Below are 16,118 nucleotides of genomic sequence, written 5' to 3' on the forward strand. Positions count from 1 at the left end.
CTAGGTTGTACCACGGCCGTGGCCGATGTGTGACCCGTTGCCTTCTCGGCGGGCTCAGCTCAGCTTGCGCGGATGCGCAAAGACGATACGAAAGCAGCTGCCTCCCTCGTCTCGCTCTCGGTAATCCAGCCGCGCCTGATTGCTTTCGCACAGTTCGCGAGAGATATACAGCCCCAGCCCCGTGCCCTTGTTCTCGGTAGTGAAGAACGGCTCGAAGATGTTCTGGACCTGCTCGGCCGGCACGCCTGCACCATCGTCGAGTACCTCCAGTACGGGGAGGTCGCTCGTCTCGTCTCGGAAGAGTGCCAGCCATACCTGTGCCTGGTCATGTTTCTGGCCACTGTAGCGCAGGCCGTTCTGCACCAGATTGGTCAGCACCTGAATCAATTGATTCGGGTCCATGCGGGTCTGCAATGAGCTGCCCTGGGTCTCCACGTGGACAAAGTGCCGAGCGGGCAGTGTCTGGCGAAATTCGCTGGCGAATCGATGCACCCAGTATTTCAGGTCCAGCAGTTGCGGCTCGGCCTGGCGTCGGCGCGAGAGCTGCAGCACGTTCTCGATCACCAGGTTCATGCGCCGCGAGTGATCCTGAATGATCTGCGTCAGCCGCAAATCCGCAGCGTCCAGCAGCTCTGATTCCTGCAACAATTGCGCGGCATGGCTGATCGCCCCGAGCGGGTTGCGGATTTCGTGGGCGATGCTGGCGGTCAGCCGCCCGAGCGACGCGAGTTTCAGCTGCTGGGCCTTCTGCGCAATCTGCGAGATGTCTTCGAGAAACACCAGCGTGTCCTGCTTCACGCCATGCTGCAGCGTAGCGAAGCTCGGCTGCAGCGTGGCGCCGTCAGGCGTGGCCTTGAAGTTGCGCGGCCGCAGGGTCGGATTGTCACGCCAGCGTTGCAGGCCCTTGATGATGTCCGGGCAGCACGGCGCCAGTCGTTCCCCAGTCAGTGACTGTTGTCCGAGCAGCTCGAGGGCGCCCTGATTGGCAAGCAGCACACGTTCCTGTGGATCGAGGACAAGGATTCCGGTGCGCATGCGCTGCAGAATCTGGGCGTTCAGCGCTTCGAGGTTGGCGACCTCTTCGGCGCGCTGGCGGGCAAGGGTTTCGCTGACTTGTAGCCGTCTGGTCAGACCCTGCACCAATAGTGCGGCGGCGAAGCACAGTGTGCCAAGTGCGGCGGCCTGGACGTACTGACTGCTTGCCGCGCTGTCGCTTAGGCTGAGGTAGAACGTCAGATAGATAAGGCCGGTTGCGGCGACTGCGGCGATGAAAAAGCCGACACGGCCGTGCAGCAGGATATTCGCAATGGCGACCGCGACGATCAGCAGGTTGCCGATCCCGCTGGGTGTGCCGCCTGCGAAGTAGAACAGTGCGGCGAGTAGGCTGACATCCGACAGCGCGAGCGCCAGTACCGGTAGTTCTCGCTTGGGATTCTGCAGCAAGACGGCGGCGAAGATGTTGAGGATCAGATAGAGCCAGGCGCCGTAGTGGAACGCCGTCGGGTTGGTCATGCGCATCAGATCATGGTGCAGGTCGCTGCTGATGAGCAGAACCAACACCAAGCCGATTACGACGCGATAGAGATGATAGAGCCGAAGAATTCGTCGGCCCTGGTAACCGAAAAACGTCAGGCGTTCAGTTCCCACCCGACTTGCTGTCCTGTTCCAGATGCGCCTGGCTGCAGTACCAGCGGTCATGGCTCTGCAGTGCTTGCTCACGGGGCAGATGTACGCCGCATTGAACGCAGCGCACTGTCATGACAGTGGTCTGTTGGGGCTTGCCTGGGGCTGCGGGCTTGCTGGTCAGGCGACGCCAGAGCCAGAACGCAGCCGCAATGAGGATGATCCAGAACAACAGTCGAAACAGACCCATATCTCTACTTCCTGGCTAAGCCATGCGGGCCTGCCGATCTGGCAGGCTGCGGTAGGGTACTCAGTCGAACAGGCCGAAGGTCAGATAACTCCACCATGAGCGGTCTTCGTCTTGCTCTTCCTTTGCGGCTTCGGTTTCCGCTTCTCTCAGTACGGGTCGCAGTTCATCCGGGAGATCCTCGGCGGCATTCTCATACTGACGCACCACGTCGCGGTTGGATTGCGAGCGGTCTGGGGCTTTGTTTTCCGTTTCGATCAGGCCGAGGGTGACGCGGGACAGCCAGCTGCGATTGTCGGCTTCCTGCTGGCGCGGCACAAATTCTCCCTCTTCCAGGCTGGGATGTTGCGGGTAGTTGAGCTTGAGCGTTTCCAGGCTGGTGTCAGCGAGCTCCTCGAGACCAAGGCGTTGATAGGCTTCGGTCATGACGGCCAGGCCGTCGCCAACAGCAGGCGTGCCCTGGAAGTTTTCCACTACATAACGACCGCGATTGGCCGCGGCCACGTAGGCCTGGCGGCGCAGATAATAGTCGGCGACATGGATCTCGCTCGCCGCCAACAAGTTACGCAGATAGATCATCCGTGCCTTGGCATCTGGGGAGTAGCGGCTGTTCGGAAAGCGAGTGGTCAGCTGGGCGAACTCGTTGAAGGAATCGCGCGCAGCGCCGGGGTCACGCTTGGTCATGTCCAGCGGCAGAAAGCGCGCCACCAGGCCGCGATCCTGGTCGAAGGAGGCCAGGCCCTTCAGGTAGTAGGCGTAGTCGACACTGGGATGCTGCGGATGCAGGCGGATAAAGCGTTCAGCTGACGAGCGCGCGGCTTCCGGCTCAACATTGCGGTAATAGGCATAGATCAACTCGAGCTGTGCCTGCTCGGCGAAGCGGCCGAAGGGGTAGCGGGAGTCGAGAGCCTTCAGCTTGTTGATCGCACTGGTAAAGCTTTTATTGTCCAGGTCGGCCTGTGCCTGCCGGTAGAGTTCCGCTTCGCCGAGGTTTTCATTGATGGTTTCGTTGGACGAACAGGCAGCGGTAAGGGCGAATATGGCGATCAGCAGCAGGTGTTTCACTTGCATGGCGGCTTGCGTCCCTGTGACGGCTGGCTGTCTTGCGCTGAGCCGTCCTGTTATGATGAGCGCCCCGGCTGACCGGGACAAAGACGCAGTATTTAAACACAAGCGTGTTGCTGAAACCAAAGGCTGCACCCGTGTCGCTGTCGAGGGGCTGCTCAGACTCAGGATCTGCCCATGGGCGTCCTGCCTGTCGATCAGAGTCGCTCCCCTTCCTCATGGAGCGGCTCATCGCCGGTCGCAATCGGTCGAATCGCACGGTTGCCTCTCCAACTATTGAAGCGCCCTTTTATTATGTCCACGATCACCACCCAGGCCATTCATCTCTGCGCCGAGGTGCCCTACGACCTCGGTGGGCAGCGCCTCGATCAAGTTGCGGCACAGCTGTTCTCCGAGCATTCCCGTTCGCGTCTCGCTGCCTGGATCAAGGAGGGTCAGCTCACCGTAGACGGCGCTGTCCTGCGTCCACGGGATACAGTGCATGCGGGTGCCGTTCTGGAGCTTTGCGCCGCGCAGCAGGCTCAGGGCGAATGGGTGGCGCAGGACATTCCGCTGGATATCGTTTTCGAAGACGAACACATTCTGGTACTGAACAAACCGTCCGGGTTGGTGGTGCATCCTGCCGCCGGGCACGCCGACGGCACCTTGCTCAATGCCTTGTTGCACCATGTTCCCGATCTGATCAACGTGCCGCGTGCCGGTATCGTGCATCGTCTGGACAAGGACACCACCGGCCTGATGGTGGTGGCCAAGACCCTGCAGGCGCAGACGCGTCTGGTCGAGCAGTTGCAGGCGCGCAGCGTCAGCCGCATCTACGAGGCGGTCGTCATCGGTGTGATCATCACTGGTGGCACCATCGATGCGGCCATCGGTCGGCATGGGCAGCAGCGTCAGCGCATGGCAGTGGTCGAGGGCGGCAAGCCTGCCGTGAGTCACTATCGGGTGCTTGAGCGCTTCCGGTCGCACACCCATGTTCGGGTCAAGCTTGAAACCGGGCGTACGCACCAGATCCGTGTGCATATGACGCACATCGGCTATCCGCTGGTGGGTGACCCACTTTACAGCGGGCGTTTTCGGATCCCGCCGGCAGCGAACCCGACCATGGTGCAAACGCTGCGCGATTTCCCGCGCCAGGCATTGCATGCGCGTTTTCTGGAGCTCAACCATCCGATCAGTGGCGAGCGGCTGAAATGGGAATCGCCGTTGCCGGATGACCTTGTCTGGCTGCTGACGTTGTTGCAGCAGGATCGCGAGGCGTTTAGCGGGTGACCGACTGGCCGGAGAGCTGGATCCGCCCTGACTGGCCCGCGCCTCGCCGTGTGAGAGCGTGCATCACTACGCGCAGCGGTGGCGTGAGCCAGGCGCCTTTCGATGGCTTCAACCTGGGCGATCATGTCGGCGATGTGCCCGAGCGGGTGGCTGCAAATCGACAGTACTTGCAGCGGCTGCTCGGTTGCGAGCCTGCCTGGATGAGCCAGGTTCATTCCAATAACGCTGTCGAAGCCGATCCGCGCGGTTGCCCCACCGCCGATGCCGGCTGGACGGGTGAAGCGGGTATTGCCTGTGCGGTACTGACCGCCGACTGCCTGCCGGTATTGTTCTGCGACCTCGACGGGGCGCGTGTCGCGGCTGCCCATGCAGGATGGCGTGGGCTGGCTGCCGGCATGTTGGAGGCTACCGTGGCGGCCATGGCGGTGCCTGGGCCGCAATTGATTGCATGGCTCGGTCCTGCAATAGGCCCTTCGGCATTCGAGGTCGGCGGCGAGGTGCGTGATGCGTTCATCTCTCGCCACCCCGCTTGTTTCGAAGCCTTTACCCCCAGCCATCGCCCAGGCCACTTCTTGGCCGACATCTACCAGCTCGCCCGAATCCGTCTGGCTGCATGCGGCGTTACGGCTGTCTTCGGCGGCGGTTTCTGTACCCTCAGCGATCCCCGTTTTTACTCCTATCGCCGTGCCGCCCGCACAGGGCGCTTCGCCAGCCTGATCTGGCTGGAATAGACAGCAGCCAGCGACAAGCGACAAGCGACAAGCGACAAGCGACAAGCGGCAAATTAAAAGCAGAGCCGAGAAAAGCGCTGGAGCTGGAGGAGTCAGTATTGACGCTGGCAGCCGTCATGCTGATTCGCTTGCAGCTTGCAGCTTGCAGCTTGCAGCTTGCAGCTTGCCCGACTTGAATCTCCAACAATCAACCTCATCTAAGGACCATCTCGCAGGCTTTCGTTCGAGTGCGTTTCAATGCACGGCCTGCCTTTACCTAGAAAGGTGATTACATGCGTATCGATCGTTTGACCAGCAAGCTGCAGCTTGCACTTTCCGATGCCCAATCCATTGCTGTTGGTTTCGACCATTCGTCCATCGAGCCCTTGCATCTGATGCAGGCGCTGCTTGAACAGCAGGGCGGGTCGATCAAACCGCTGCTGATGCAGGTGGGCTTCGACATCAATGGGTTGCGCCAGGCGCTGAGCAAAGAGCTTGATCAGTTGCCGAAACTGCAAAACCCGACCGGCGACATGAACATGTCTCAGGATCTGGCGCGTCTGCTCAACCAGGCTGACCGCCTCGCGCAGCAGAAAGGCGACCAATACATCTCCAGTGAACTGGTACTACTCGCTGCACTGGATGGCAGCACCCGTCTGGGCAAGCTGCTGCTCGCCCAGGGGGTGAGCAAGAAGGCTCTGGAAAACGCCATCAGCAATCTTCGGGGTGGCGAGGCCGTCAACGACCCCAACGCCGAAGAGTCGCGGCAGGCGCTGGACAAGTACACCGTCGACATGACCAAGCGCGCCGAGGATGGCAAGCTCGATCCGGTGATTGGTCGCGATGACGAAATCCGCCGGACCATCCAGGTGCTGCAACGGCGCACCAAGAACAACCCGGTGCTGATCGGCGAGCCCGGGGTCGGCAAGACCGCTATCGTCGAAGGCTTGGCGCAGCGCATCATCAACGGTGAGGTCCCGGACGGGCTCAAGGACAAGCGGTTGCTCGCGCTGGACATGGGCTCGCTGATTGCGGGGGCCAAGTTTCGCGGCGAATTCGAAGAGCGCCTGAAGGCGGTACTGAACGAGCTGAGCAAGCAGGAAGGCCGCGTCATCCTGTTTATCGACGAGTTGCACACCATGGTCGGTGCGGGCAAGGCCGAAGGCGCGATGGACGCTGGCAACATGCTCAAGCCAGCGCTGGCGCGTGGCGAGCTGCATTGTGTCGGGGCCACCACCCTTGATGAGTACCGTCAGTACATCGAGAAGGACGCCGCGTTGGAGCGTCGCTTTCAGCGTGTGCAGGTCGACGAACCGAGTGAAGAAGACACCATTGCCATCCTGCGCGGCCTGAAAGAACGCTATGAGGTGCATCACGGCGTCTCCATCACTGACGGCGCAATCATCGCGGCGGCGAAACTATCGCACCGCTACATCACTGACCGGCAGCTGCCGGACAAGGCGATCGACCTGATCGACGAAGCGGCCAGCCGCATCCGCATGGAGATCGATTCCAAGCCGGAGGAGCTCGATCGTCTTGACCGGCGTCTGATCCAGCTGAAGATCGAACGCGAAGCGCTGAAGAACGAGGACGACGAGGCCACCAAGAAGCGTCTGGCCAAGCTCGACGAGGAAATCGTCAAGCTCGAACGCGAATATGCCGACCTCGAGGAGATCTGGAAGTCGGAGAAAGCCGAAGTCCAAGGCTCTGCCCAGATGCAGCAGAAGATCGAGCAAGCCAAGGCCGAGCTGGAGGCTGCGCGGCGTAAGGGCGATTTGGCGCGCATGGCTGAGCTGCAGTACGGCATCCTGCCTGACCTCGAACGCAGCCTGCAGATGGTCGACCAGCACGGTAAGACCGAGAACCAGCTGCTGCGTAACAAGGTGACCGATGAGGAAATTGCCGAGGTTGTCTCGAAGTGGACCGGTATCCCTGTTTCGAAAATGCTCGAAGGCGAGCGCGAAAAGTTGCTGAAGATGGAAGACCTGCTGCACCAGCGCGTGATCGGGCAGCACGAGGCAGTGGTGTCGGTGGCCAATGCGGTTCGCCGGTCGCGGGCCGGGTTGGCCGACCCGAACCGTCCCAGTGGGTCGTTCCTGTTCCTCGGCCCGACCGGTGTGGGCAAGACCGAGCTGTGCAAGGCTTTGGCCGAATTCCTCTTCGACACCGAAGAGGCCATGATCCGCATCGACATGTCCGAGTTCATGGAGAAGCATTCGGTTGCACGCCTGATCGGAGCGCCGCCGGGCTACGTGGGCTATGAAGAGGGCGGCTACCTGACTGAGGCTGTGCGTCGCAAGCCCTACTCGGTGATTCTGCTCGATGAGGTGGAGAAGGCGCATCCTGATGTGTTCAACATCTTGCTGCAGGTGCTTGAGGATGGTCGTCTGACCGACAGTCATGGGCGTACGGTGGACTTCCGCAACACCGTGATCGTGATGACGTCGAACCTGGGTTCGAGCCAGATTCAGGAGCTGGTCGGCGATCCCGATGCGCAGCGTGCGGCAGTCATGGATGCCGTGAGCCATCACTTCCGGCCGGAGTTCATTAACCGTATCGACGAAGTGGTGGTCTTTGATCCGCTGGCTCGCGATCAGATCGCTGGCATCGCGCGCATTCAGCTGGGCCGCCTGCGGCAGCGGCTGGCCGAGCGCGAGCTGAGTCTGGAGCTGAGCGACGAGGCCATGGATAAGCTGGTTGCAGTAGGTTACGACCCGGTCTATGGCGCGCGGCCTTTGAAGCGAGCCATTCAGCGCTGGATCGAGAATCCGCTGGCGCAGCAGATACTCTCTGGTGCCTTCGAGCCGGGCTCGAACATCTCGGGGAGGGTGCAGGATGACGAGATCGTCTTCGCCTGATCGACGGGTGCTGGCGCCGTTCCGTCGAACGCTGCCAGCGGCTCTGTCGCCCGCACAGCGGGTCGGACTGTCGCATCGTGCAAATCATTGTACTAAATCGTATTTTTTCTGTTGACAGGCGCGCCGAGAACCGTAAAATGGCGCGCCTCTGAGGGGGGAAAGCAAGCAGTAACGCAGACCACCTGAGGAGCTGGAAATGAAGTTCCGCGATAGCTCAGTCGGTAGAGCAAATGACTGTTAATCATTGGGTCCCAGGTTCGAGTCCTGGTCGCGGAGCCAAATTCCATATCGGGGTATAGCGCAGTCCGGTAGCGCGCCTGCTTTGGGAGCAGGATGTCGGGAGTTCGAATCCCCCTACCCCGACCATTTCTGGGTCGTTAGCTCAGTTGGTAGAGCAGTTGGCTTTTAACCAATTGGTCGTAGGTTCGAATCCCACACGACCCACCATTTTCAAAGCGGATGTGTGTTTTTTCAGAGTCGAGTTAAGCGGTATCTACTCAATAGACATGCAGCCGTCTGCGGCAGACATTAGTTTCGATGCCGCATGATGTCAATATGCACCGGTTTTTTCGGTGCATATACCGGGGTATAGCGCAGTCCGGTAGCGCGCCTGCTTTGGGAGCAGGATGTCAGGAGTTCGAATCCCCTTACCCCGACCAGCCTTCATAAAAAACGCCTTAAGGGCGTTTTTTTTGCTTTACGCAAGCACCTCTCCAAAATTTCGCCTTCGTGTTGGCGAGCTCATGCTCCTCGTGTCGAAAACAAGGCTGGGCTAGAATCCAGAATAACCGACGAGCGGTCAGAGGCCGTTTTTTGTAGGCCCGGCTGCGTAAACCATCGCGCCTGAAGTGCTGGCGGTTGTGTTTTTGAACGGTGAGGTTAAAAGCGCGTTGATGGCGCTAAGCTCTGAGGGAGGGGGCGTTTCTCTGCTGATCAGCTCATTCGGCCGCCCAACACGGGCCGCGACGTAGCTCAATATCTGTTCTAGCTCAAATCCGCATGATAGGCCTATCGCCTTTGACATCTGCTCCAAGGCTTTAGGCGGAGGTAGCTGCGCCGTAGAGTCGTTCGATAATCGATGAGATTCTGTATGGGGCAGTGGCTTGATGGATGTATCTTCTCGTCGAACGCGTCTTAGCGCCCCTTGCACCACGCTGCGCTCATGAAGAACCTCTCTCATGTGTCCGTAGTCCACCTCGATGTAGCTCATTGTCGTGGCCAGGTTCGAGTGGTTTAGCAGGTTTTTTGTCAGGTGGATATTGCGCTCGGGCTGCTTCATCAGATCAGAGGCTAACGTGTGTCGAAAGCGGTGTGGTGTGATACGAGCCCCCATCTTCGTTGTGAGCTTTGTATACATCGCCTCGACTTGGTCCAGAGTCATTTCCTTCCCACGGTAGTACCTAGAGAAACGGTTTACATTGAACAACTGATCGTCCGCGCAGAAGCCTGCACGTTTCGCCTTGTCCAGGATGAGTCGTATGTGAGGTGCCAGGCCCGGCATGATAGGCACTGAGAATTCTCGATGCGTTTTTTCCGTTTCTCCCCGTATCAAGATCATTTGCGCGTCCCAATCAATGTCCTTGTAGCGCACATGCAATAAAGCATTGAGCCGAATACCGGTGTAATAAAACACCTCGAAAACTGCGAGCCAGAACCATGCCGGGGTTATTTGGCTACGCTGGTGCGTACAGCGCTCTTCCCCCTCCATAGCATTAAGCCAGTTGCGCGCTTGCTGGATCACGTCGCCATCAATTGTCTTGCTTGCTCGTTTTGCCGGCGTAACGCAGGTTTCCTTGAACGGGTTAGTTTGGGTATGAGTTAACATTCCATGCTTTATGGCATATCCCCATATGGTGCGAAGGTGACTCGAGTACGTGTTCCAGCTACGCTTTGATTTGTCCTTCGTCAGAAAGGTTTTCCTCCATGACAGGACTGCCCTGTGATCGATCTCTTCAATCGGGGTCGCGCCGAAATGCTTGAGTAGCGCTTTGGTCGAAGCGTGATAGATCTTCGCAGTGGCTTCCCTGAGGTCACGAGCAAAGATGTAATCCTCCGTCAGTTGCAGGGGAGTAGTCATTTTGTGGGCTCCATTGATTCTGATCTGAGCGACAAGCTGAGGTTGTCGAAAGGGACTTCCGTGAAAATCGTTCGGGGATCCCGAAGCAAATAACCCTTGAGCTGTCTTGATTTGCGGGGGCCAACCACGTCACACGTCCAGATGTTCAAGCTTTTGTCCGTTTTTCGATGAAGCTTCTGTTTCTCGAAGCTGCGTTGGACTAACTGCCAGGCGGTGACCTGCTGTGCTTTGGCTAGCCGCTCAATCTGGGGGTGTTCTAGGACGTAACGCTTGAAAACGCCTGGGGTGACCAGTAGGGCCGTTCCCGCCACGGTGTGAACCAGCGCTTTGGCGTCATTGATGACGAGGGTGTGTGAGGCGACGCTATTTTTAAGCCATTCGACAAATCCCTGGCCTAGCTCGACATGACTATTCGGCACTGGGCCGACCTCCTGTATGGCTTCTGGGAATACACCTCCTGACTCGTGGGCTTGAGAAGGCTGGAAATTCTCCGGCGCCGAGAGGTCTGTATTGGCCGGAGATACGTGTGGGTTGTTTTGGTTATTAGAATCGTATGGTGGCTCAGCGATACTACCAAGAAGGGAGAGCAGTGCGTCAATCTCATCGGGATCGCTTGCAGGAGGGAGAAGTGTTGTCGCAGAGTTCGTTGGCGTGAATGGTTCGGCTGGGGCAACCTTGGGTTCGATGTGCTTAAGCGTCGTTTTATTGGGCTCTGCGATCAGTATGTTCTCTGATGGCTCCTCTGGCGGTTGGCCGACCTCTACCTCAACAGTGCCTATGTACGGGTCAGGCCGGTCATTGGGATCATTCCAGATCAGTGCCGGCGAGAGCTTCAATAGCGTGAGCGTGTTGCGCCAGCCTCGGCCATTATCAATCGTGGCCTTCCAAATGGCCTTGTCTTGAGCGTTCGTCTGAATCACGCCCTGATCCTGCAGCATGTTGAAGAAAGGGGCATTTGAGCTGGGAACACCCTCAACCCCTTGGGTAAGCAGATAAGCGCGTAACTGATCGGAAATAGGCTTGCTGACTAGCCACAAAGCCTCTTGTGTCAGCCATCCATCTGACGGCCCATCGGGCTGATTTAGCTTGTACGTGTCACGGACCAGATAACGTAAGCCGTCAGCCAGTTGCCGCTGCAGCGACTGTTTCGGTGCGGAGAGGGCGCGGGCAGGATTGCCGCCGAGCTCCTGGGCAACGGACGCTTGGTCGGCCTTGACTACAATTTCGCCCAAAATACCTGCGTGTTCGTACTGGCCGGCCAAGATGAAGATCAACTGCGACCACAGTTCGGGGAAGCCACTGAGCCAGTCTAAAATGTCCTGAGAGAGGATCTGCGTGTAGATCAGTGCGGCGGCGGCGCCGTGCAGTTGGTAGTTGCGGCCTTTCACGTATCGAAAGCGATAAGGACGGTTGATTGGGCCATGCCACGGGTGCCAGGTTTTGCCGCCTTCCAGTTCAATGTGCACGTCGACGGCGATCTTGCCGAGGTCGTGTATCAGGGCGCCATAAGCTGCTGCGGCAGTCCATGCCTCAGCCTGTGCTGATTGAGACTCCGGTGGTGCGCCTATGGGGAGCAGGTAGGTCTGTCGAATCTTCAAGGCATAGGCGACGATTTCAAGCCCGTGATCCAGCATGCCGCCGGGGTGTGCATGGTGATGGTTTTGCGAAGCAGGAAGCTGCTGGACCAACTCTGCGTAGCGCTCAAGTGGACGCCGGTAAAGTTCGGCAAACTGTGAGCGGGATAACGATGCACGCTGCCAGATGTTCTCCAGTAGTTTCTGGCGGCGCGGCGATGCCAACAGTGTTTGGCTGGAGGCCGGCTGCATAAAGCCATTAGGGGAGGGGCCCTGAGCGGGTCGCGCTTTACTACGACGGAAAATAGAGAACATCGCCTGCTCCAGAAAAGATTCATGGGGCGGGCTTTTCTCCTATCAGCGGGGTCGTGAACAAGGGAAAAGTATCATTGGCCGTCGCGAGTATTTCTTTTGGCAGAGTGCCACTTTATTGGAGTGACAATTCTGGAGGGAGTGCTGGCACTCAGAGGCTCAAGTTCCCTAAGTGGGTAAAAAACCGGGCTTTACGAGGTATAACGCCCGTGCCAAGTCTTAGCCGTGACAGATGACGTGTCACGGCTCCGTGCCGCAAAAGGCGCTGATGCCTTCGAGGTATTCGTGTCCAACTTCCCCGGCGTCGAGATTGAGCCTGCTCTTGCGGGCGGTTTTTACGGCGTCGCTTTGGGACTTGTGAAACTGGATCGCGAGGTTCGTGGCGAAGTGCTACGCGCCGGTGTTGCCGAGTCGGCGAATGACGTCCTCGTTACCCATAATGAACTGAACTGGGCTTAACTGAAAGGAACCCCGACATACCGATGATTGATAGCCAACCTGGGGATTCCATGCGCACTTGGACACCCAGTCCACGCTGACTTGGACACTCATTCCACGGCCACTTGGACACTCATTCCACGGCCACTTGGACACTGATTCCACAAGCACTTGGACAGTGATGTTCCACTGATCCGATCCATGCTCAGGCAGGCAGCAACGCAGGATTATTCACTACCATCGACCTCTTTTCTCGAAGCGAAGAGGTCATCGTGGAGCGTATATCCATGCGTAAAATCCGAGAGGTACTACGTCTAAAGTTCGACGCTGGCCTGTCCGTGCGCAAGATCGCCGCCAGCCTGCGCATCAGTAGCGGCAGTGCGGGCAATTACTTGCACCGTTTCAACGCTTGCGGGCTGAGTTGGCCGACATTGTTATCGGATGCCGAACTGGAGCGATGCCTGTTCCCTCCAGCACCAACAGTTCCCAGCGATCAACGTCCGATGCCTGACTGGTCTTGGGCGCATGCCGAGTTACGCCGCCCCGGCGTCACTTTGGCCCTACTCTGGCAGGAATATCGACTCGCTCACCCGCAAGGCTTCCAATACAGCTGGTTCTGCGAGCACTACCGCCTCTGGGCCGCCAAGGTCGACGTTGTCATGCGCCAGGAGCACCGTGCCGGCGAAAAGCTGTTCGTCGATTACGCCGGACAGACCGCGCCCATCATCGACCGACAGACCGGTGAAATCCGTCAGGCCCAGATCTTCGTCGCCGTCCTCGGCGCGTCCAGCTACACCTTTGCCGAGGCCACCTGGTCGCAGAAACTGCCCGACTGGCTGGGCTCGCACGCCCGCTGTTTTGCTTTTTTCGGCGGCACATCGCAGATCCTGGTGCCCGATAATCTGCGCAGTGGCGTCACCAAGGCGCATCGCTACGAGCCGGACATCAACCCCAGTTACCGCGATCTCGCCGAGCATTACGGCGTAGCCGTACTGCCCGCGCGTTCGCGTAAACCCAAGGACAAAGCCAAGGTTGAAGTGGGTGTGCAAGTGGTCGAGCGCTGGATCCTGGCAGTGCTGCGCAACCGCCAGTTCTTCTCGCTCGGAGAACTCAACACGGCAATCAGCCTGCTGCTCGAACGCCTCAATCAAAAGCCCTTCAAGAAGCTGCCCGGCTCACGCCGCTCGGCCTTCGAGACCATCGACCAACCCGCACTGCAACCGCTACCAGAACATCCGTATGTCTACGCCGAATGGAAAAAGGCGCGGGTGCACATCGACTATCACGTCGAGGTCGAGGGCCATTACTACTCGGTGCCGTACCAGCTGGTGAAGCACCAACTCGAAGTGCGGCTAACCGCTAAGACCGTCGAGTGCTTCCACGCCAACCAGCGGGTGGCCAGTCACCTGCGCTCGCTGCACAAAGGCCGCCACACCACCCAAACCGAGCACATGCCCAAGAGCCACCGGGAGCACGCCGAATGGACACCGCAACGGCTGATCCGCTGGGCCGAGCAGACCGGGCCTAACACCGCTGGCGTTATCGCCTACATCCTTGAGCGCCGAATCCATCCTCAGCACGGCTTCCGCGCCTGCCTGGGCATCCTGCGCCTGAGCAAGCAGCACGGCGAAGAGCGGCTGGAAGCCGCTTGCCAGCGAGCGCTGGCACTGGGCGCGTGCAGCTACAAAAGCCTTGAATCGATCCTGCGCCAAGGGCTGGAAAAGCTACCGCTGTCCCAGCAAAACCTGCCGCTACTGCCCGACGAACACATCAACCTGCGCGGCCCTGGCTACTACCACTGACCTGAAAAAGGAGCACCAAAATGCTGCCCAACCCGACACTCGACAAGCTGCAAACCCTGCGCCTGCACGGCATGATCAAGGCGCTGAGCGAGCAACACGCCACGCCCGATATCAATGATCTGAGCTTCGACGAACGCCTCGGCCTGATGGTCGACCGCGAGCTGACCGAACGTGAAAACACGCGTCTGAGCAGCCGCCTGAAACTGGCACGACTGCGCCATAACGCCTGCCTGGAAGACATCGATTACCGCAGCCCACGCGGCCTGGACAAGTCCCTGATCCTGCAACTGGGCAGCGGCCAATGGCTGCGCGACGGCCTGAACCTGATCATCGGCGGCCCAACGGGCGTAGGCAAAACCTGGCTCGCCTGCGCGCTGGCTCACAAGGCCTGCCGCGACGGTTACAGCGTGCGCTACCTGCGCTTGCCGCGCTTGATGGAGGAGCTGGGCCTGGCTCACGGCGACGGCCGTTTCGCCAAACTCATGGCCGGCTATGCCAAGACCGACCTGCTGATCCTGGACGACTGGGGCTTGGCGCCGTTTACCGCTGCGCAGCGGCGCGACATGCTTGAACTGCTGGACGACCGCTACGGCAACCGCTCGACGCTGGTCACCAGCCAGATGCCGGTGGACAAATGGCATGCGCTGATCGGCGACCCGACCTTGGGCGATGCGATCCTCGACCGGCTGGTGCACAACGCTTATCGGATCGAACTGAAGGGCGAATCGATGCGCAGACGCGCAACGAAATTGACGGCGACAGAGACTTCAGACTAACAATGCAAACCTGCGTCGCTGCGCTCCGACTGCCTGTCCAAGTGGACGTGGATCAGGTGTCCAAGTGAGCATGGAACGAGTGTCCAAATGATCGTGGGCTGAGTGTCCAAGTGTCGTGGAATCCGCAACCAACCCCTGGCCGAGCAACTGACCCGAATCCATGCCACCATTGCCCACTGGACGCCCTCGTTGAGGGTCCGAGGGCAACATGTGACTGACAGCAACGCCGAACACGTCGAGCGGATGCGCGGCATCGAGGGCGCCGAAGGCCAACAGTAGTCCTGCTGGACTATCACCGAACGAACGCAAGGGCGGAGGGCACAGGATGTACAACTACTTTTTTAGAGTGCTGCTTTGTGCGGTGATCCTCATCGGCGGCCAGTACGGCCTTATGCAATTAAGCCTGGCCGTCAGGGGGCACGCCTTCACCACTTGGCCTGATTGGTCGATGTTGGTGTCTGGCCTGGCGCTTTTTGGACTGGTTGGGTTGGTGTGGTGGTGTAGCAAACCAGTGTCTAAGTAGGGGTTGCACGCCCAAACCCTAGTTTTTTCCGTAAGGGCTTCAAACCTAGCAAATACGGGGCTGTCGGAAAACAAATGATATCCGATACTGCTGAGCTAAACACGGTGAAGGCACCTTTTCAGGGTTAAAATGATTTTTGGCTACTCAAAAAAATCAAACTAGAACAGTGTGTTACTGGCGAAGTGAGTGAATTTCCCCCTTATCTCGGCATAACCCCGTATTTGCTCGACGTTGCTACCTGGTGACGCGGCATTCGTCGGCTCACGTTGACGGAAACCAGGCTACACGCTTAACTGTTCATCCATACAGCATATTTCAGGCCAGCGTATGAGCGTGACCCTTCTTGGTCCAATTGTCAGCGGCGGCGTATCGCTACCGCTTTATTCCTCTCAGGTATCAGCGGGCTTTCCCTCCCCGGCTGCCGACCACCTTGAAAAACTGATATCACTGGATGAATTGTTTGATATTCGTGCACCGCACATGTACCTGGCCAAAATTCTTGGCGACAGCATGCAAGGCGCAGGCATTTTCAGCGGCGACCTGGTGATCGTTGACCGCAGTAAAACGGCGCGTCATGGCGATATCGTCATTGCTGCGCTCAACACTGAGTCGGTATGCAAGCGTCTGCATGTGCAAAACAACCAAGTGGTGTTGATGGCGGAAAACCCCAAATACCCGCCCAGGTACGTGATGGAAGGCGACGAGCTGATGATATGGGGAGTGGTCAACTACAGCGTGCGCGACCATGAGCGGTAAAACACCTCAAGCCGCAGGCTTACCCGTGTTTGCGTTGGTCGATTGCAACTCATCCGGACCCTTACTAACCGTTAGTATTGATTTTATT

Annotated in this window: 13 protein-coding genes and 4 tRNA genes; 12 read left to right on the forward strand and 5 right to left on the reverse strand. The window is 58.7% G+C overall.

Features of this window, described 5'->3' with window-relative positions; translation table 11 throughout:
- Positions 1 to 54: 54 nt before the first annotated feature.
- The 3 genes from NA637_RS10940 to NA637_RS10950 are packed head-to-tail and all read right to left on the reverse strand — an operon-like array spanning position 55 to position 2,941.
- Positions 55 to 1,647 carry a sensor histidine kinase gene (locus NA637_RS10940; RefSeq protein WP_256072291.1) on the reverse strand — a complete coding sequence of 531 codons (1,593 nt, stop codon included), beginning with the start codon at positions 1,645 to 1,647 and terminating at the stop codon, positions 55 to 57.
- On the reverse strand, positions 1,637 to 1,873 hold the full coding sequence (locus NA637_RS10945) for a PP0621 family protein (RefSeq protein WP_256072292.1): 237 nt from the start codon (positions 1,871 to 1,873) through the stop codon (positions 1,637 to 1,639). Before NA637_RS10945 ends, NA637_RS10940 begins: the two co-directional genes overlap by 11 nt.
- A 60-nt stretch (positions 1,874 to 1,933) precedes the next feature.
- Positions 1,934 to 2,941, reverse strand: a complete 1,008-nt coding sequence (locus NA637_RS10950; protein WP_256072293.1) for an outer membrane protein assembly factor BamD — start codon at positions 2,939 to 2,941, stop codon at positions 1,934 to 1,936.
- Positions 2,942 to 3,229: 288 nt separating this feature from the next.
- Here NA637_RS10950 and rluD point away from each other — a divergent pair, with 288 nt between their 5' ends.
- The 7 genes from rluD (at position 3,230) to NA637_RS10985 (ending at position 8,431) form a co-directional block, all read left to right on the forward strand.
- Entirely contained in the window at positions 3,230 to 4,204 is a 975-nt protein-coding gene (gene rluD / locus NA637_RS10955; RefSeq protein ID WP_256072294.1) for a 23S rRNA pseudouridine(1911/1915/1917) synthase RluD, read from the forward strand.
- A complete protein-coding gene (gene pgeF / locus NA637_RS10960) occupies positions 4,201 to 4,935 on the forward strand; it encodes a peptidoglycan editing factor PgeF (protein ID WP_256072295.1) in 735 nt (244 codons plus the stop codon). The genes rluD and pgeF overlap by 4 nt, the downstream gene beginning before the upstream one ends.
- 272 nt (positions 4,936 to 5,207) lie before the next feature.
- Positions 5,208 to 7,772: an ATP-dependent chaperone ClpB gene (clpB, locus tag NA637_RS10965; RefSeq protein WP_256072296.1), complete on the forward strand. Its 2,565-nt coding sequence runs from the start codon at positions 5,208 to 5,210 to the stop codon at positions 7,770 to 7,772.
- 203 nt (positions 7,773 to 7,975) lie between these two features.
- A tRNA-Asn gene (locus NA637_RS10970) sits at positions 7,976 to 8,051 on the forward strand.
- A gap of 10 nt (positions 8,052 to 8,061) precedes the next feature.
- Positions 8,062 to 8,138, forward strand: a tRNA-Pro gene (locus NA637_RS10975).
- A gap of 5 nt (positions 8,139 to 8,143) precedes the next feature.
- Positions 8,144 to 8,219 (forward strand) — tRNA-Lys (locus NA637_RS10980).
- 135 nt (positions 8,220 to 8,354) lie between these two features.
- A tRNA-Pro gene (locus NA637_RS10985) sits at positions 8,355 to 8,431 on the forward strand.
- A 140-nt stretch (positions 8,432 to 8,571) separates the two neighbouring features.
- Here the strand turns inward: NA637_RS10985 and NA637_RS10990 are convergent.
- The gene (locus tag NA637_RS10990) at positions 8,572 to 9,849 is read right to left on the reverse strand and encodes a site-specific integrase (RefSeq protein ID WP_169897549.1); all 1,278 of its coding nucleotides are present in this window, start codon (positions 9,847 to 9,849) and stop codon (positions 8,572 to 8,574) included.
- Complete coding sequence (gene mobH, locus NA637_RS10995; RefSeq protein WP_169897550.1) at positions 9,846 to 11,738, reverse strand: MobH family relaxase; 1,893 nt, start codon at positions 11,736 to 11,738, stop codon at positions 9,846 to 9,848. The genes NA637_RS10990 and mobH overlap by 4 nt, the downstream gene beginning before the upstream one ends.
- A 282-nt stretch (positions 11,739 to 12,020) precedes the next feature.
- Between mobH and NA637_RS11000 the strand changes: the two genes are divergently transcribed.
- From NA637_RS11000 to NA637_RS11020, 5 genes are all read left to right on the forward strand, one after another.
- On the forward strand, positions 12,021 to 12,194 hold the full coding sequence (locus NA637_RS11000; protein WP_256072297.1) for a hypothetical protein: 174 nt from the start codon (positions 12,021 to 12,023) through the stop codon (positions 12,192 to 12,194).
- Between the two features lie 266 nt (positions 12,195 to 12,460).
- Complete coding sequence (istA, locus tag NA637_RS11005) at positions 12,461 to 13,975, forward strand: IS21 family transposase (RefSeq protein WP_034000381.1); 1,515 nt, start codon at positions 12,461 to 12,463, stop codon at positions 13,973 to 13,975.
- A 20-nt stretch (positions 13,976 to 13,995) separates the two neighbouring features.
- Positions 13,996 to 14,751: an IS21-like element ISPre4 family helper ATPase IstB gene (gene istB / locus NA637_RS11010; protein ID WP_034000379.1), complete on the forward strand. Its 756-nt coding sequence runs from the start codon at positions 13,996 to 13,998 to the stop codon at positions 14,749 to 14,751.
- Between the two features lie 102 nt (positions 14,752 to 14,853).
- The gene (locus tag NA637_RS11015) at positions 14,854 to 15,030 is read left to right on the forward strand and encodes a hypothetical protein (protein WP_256072298.1); all 177 of its coding nucleotides are present in this window, start codon (positions 14,854 to 14,856) and stop codon (positions 15,028 to 15,030) included.
- A gap of 571 nt (positions 15,031 to 15,601) precedes the next feature.
- Positions 15,602 to 16,030: a LexA family protein gene (locus NA637_RS11020; RefSeq protein WP_169897553.1), complete on the forward strand. Its 429-nt coding sequence runs from the start codon at positions 15,602 to 15,604 to the stop codon at positions 16,028 to 16,030.
- Positions 16,031 to 16,118 lie beyond the last annotated feature (88 nt).

Origin of the sequence: Stutzerimonas stutzeri (genome assembly GCF_024448935.1) — a bacterium.
Lineage (GTDB): Bacteria > Pseudomonadota > Gammaproteobacteria > Pseudomonadales > Pseudomonadaceae > Stutzerimonas > Stutzerimonas stutzeri_AO.

Excerpts from the sequence above, each read along its gene's own strand:
- NA637_RS10945 (WP_256072292.1), bottom strand. The coding sequence starts at position 1,873 with ATGGGTCTGTTTCGACTGTTGTTCTGGATCATCCTCATTGCGGCTGCG.
- NA637_RS10950 (WP_256072293.1), bottom strand. The coding sequence starts at position 2,941 with ATGCAAGTGAAACACCTGCTGCTGATCGCCATATTCGCCCTTACCGCT.
- rluD (WP_256072294.1), top strand. The coding sequence starts at position 3,230 with ATGTCCACGATCACCACCCAGGCCATTCATCTCTGCGCCGAGGTGCCC.
- clpB (WP_256072296.1), top strand. The coding sequence starts at position 5,208 with ATGCGTATCGATCGTTTGACCAGCAAGCTGCAGCTTGCACTTTCCGAT.
- NA637_RS10990 (WP_169897549.1), bottom strand. The coding sequence starts at position 9,849 with ATGACTACTCCCCTGCAACTGACGGAGGATTACATCTTTGCTCGTGAC.
- mobH (WP_169897550.1), bottom strand. The coding sequence starts at position 11,738 with ATGTTCTCTATTTTCCGTCGTAGTAAAGCGCGACCCGCTCAGGGCCCC.
- istA (WP_034000381.1), top strand. The coding sequence starts at position 12,461 with ATGCGTAAAATCCGAGAGGTACTACGTCTAAAGTTCGACGCTGGCCTG.
- istB (WP_034000379.1), top strand. The coding sequence starts at position 13,996 with ATGCTGCCCAACCCGACACTCGACAAGCTGCAAACCCTGCGCCTGCAC.
- NA637_RS11020 (WP_169897553.1), top strand. The coding sequence starts at position 15,602 with ATGAGCGTGACCCTTCTTGGTCCAATTGTCAGCGGCGGCGTATCGCTA.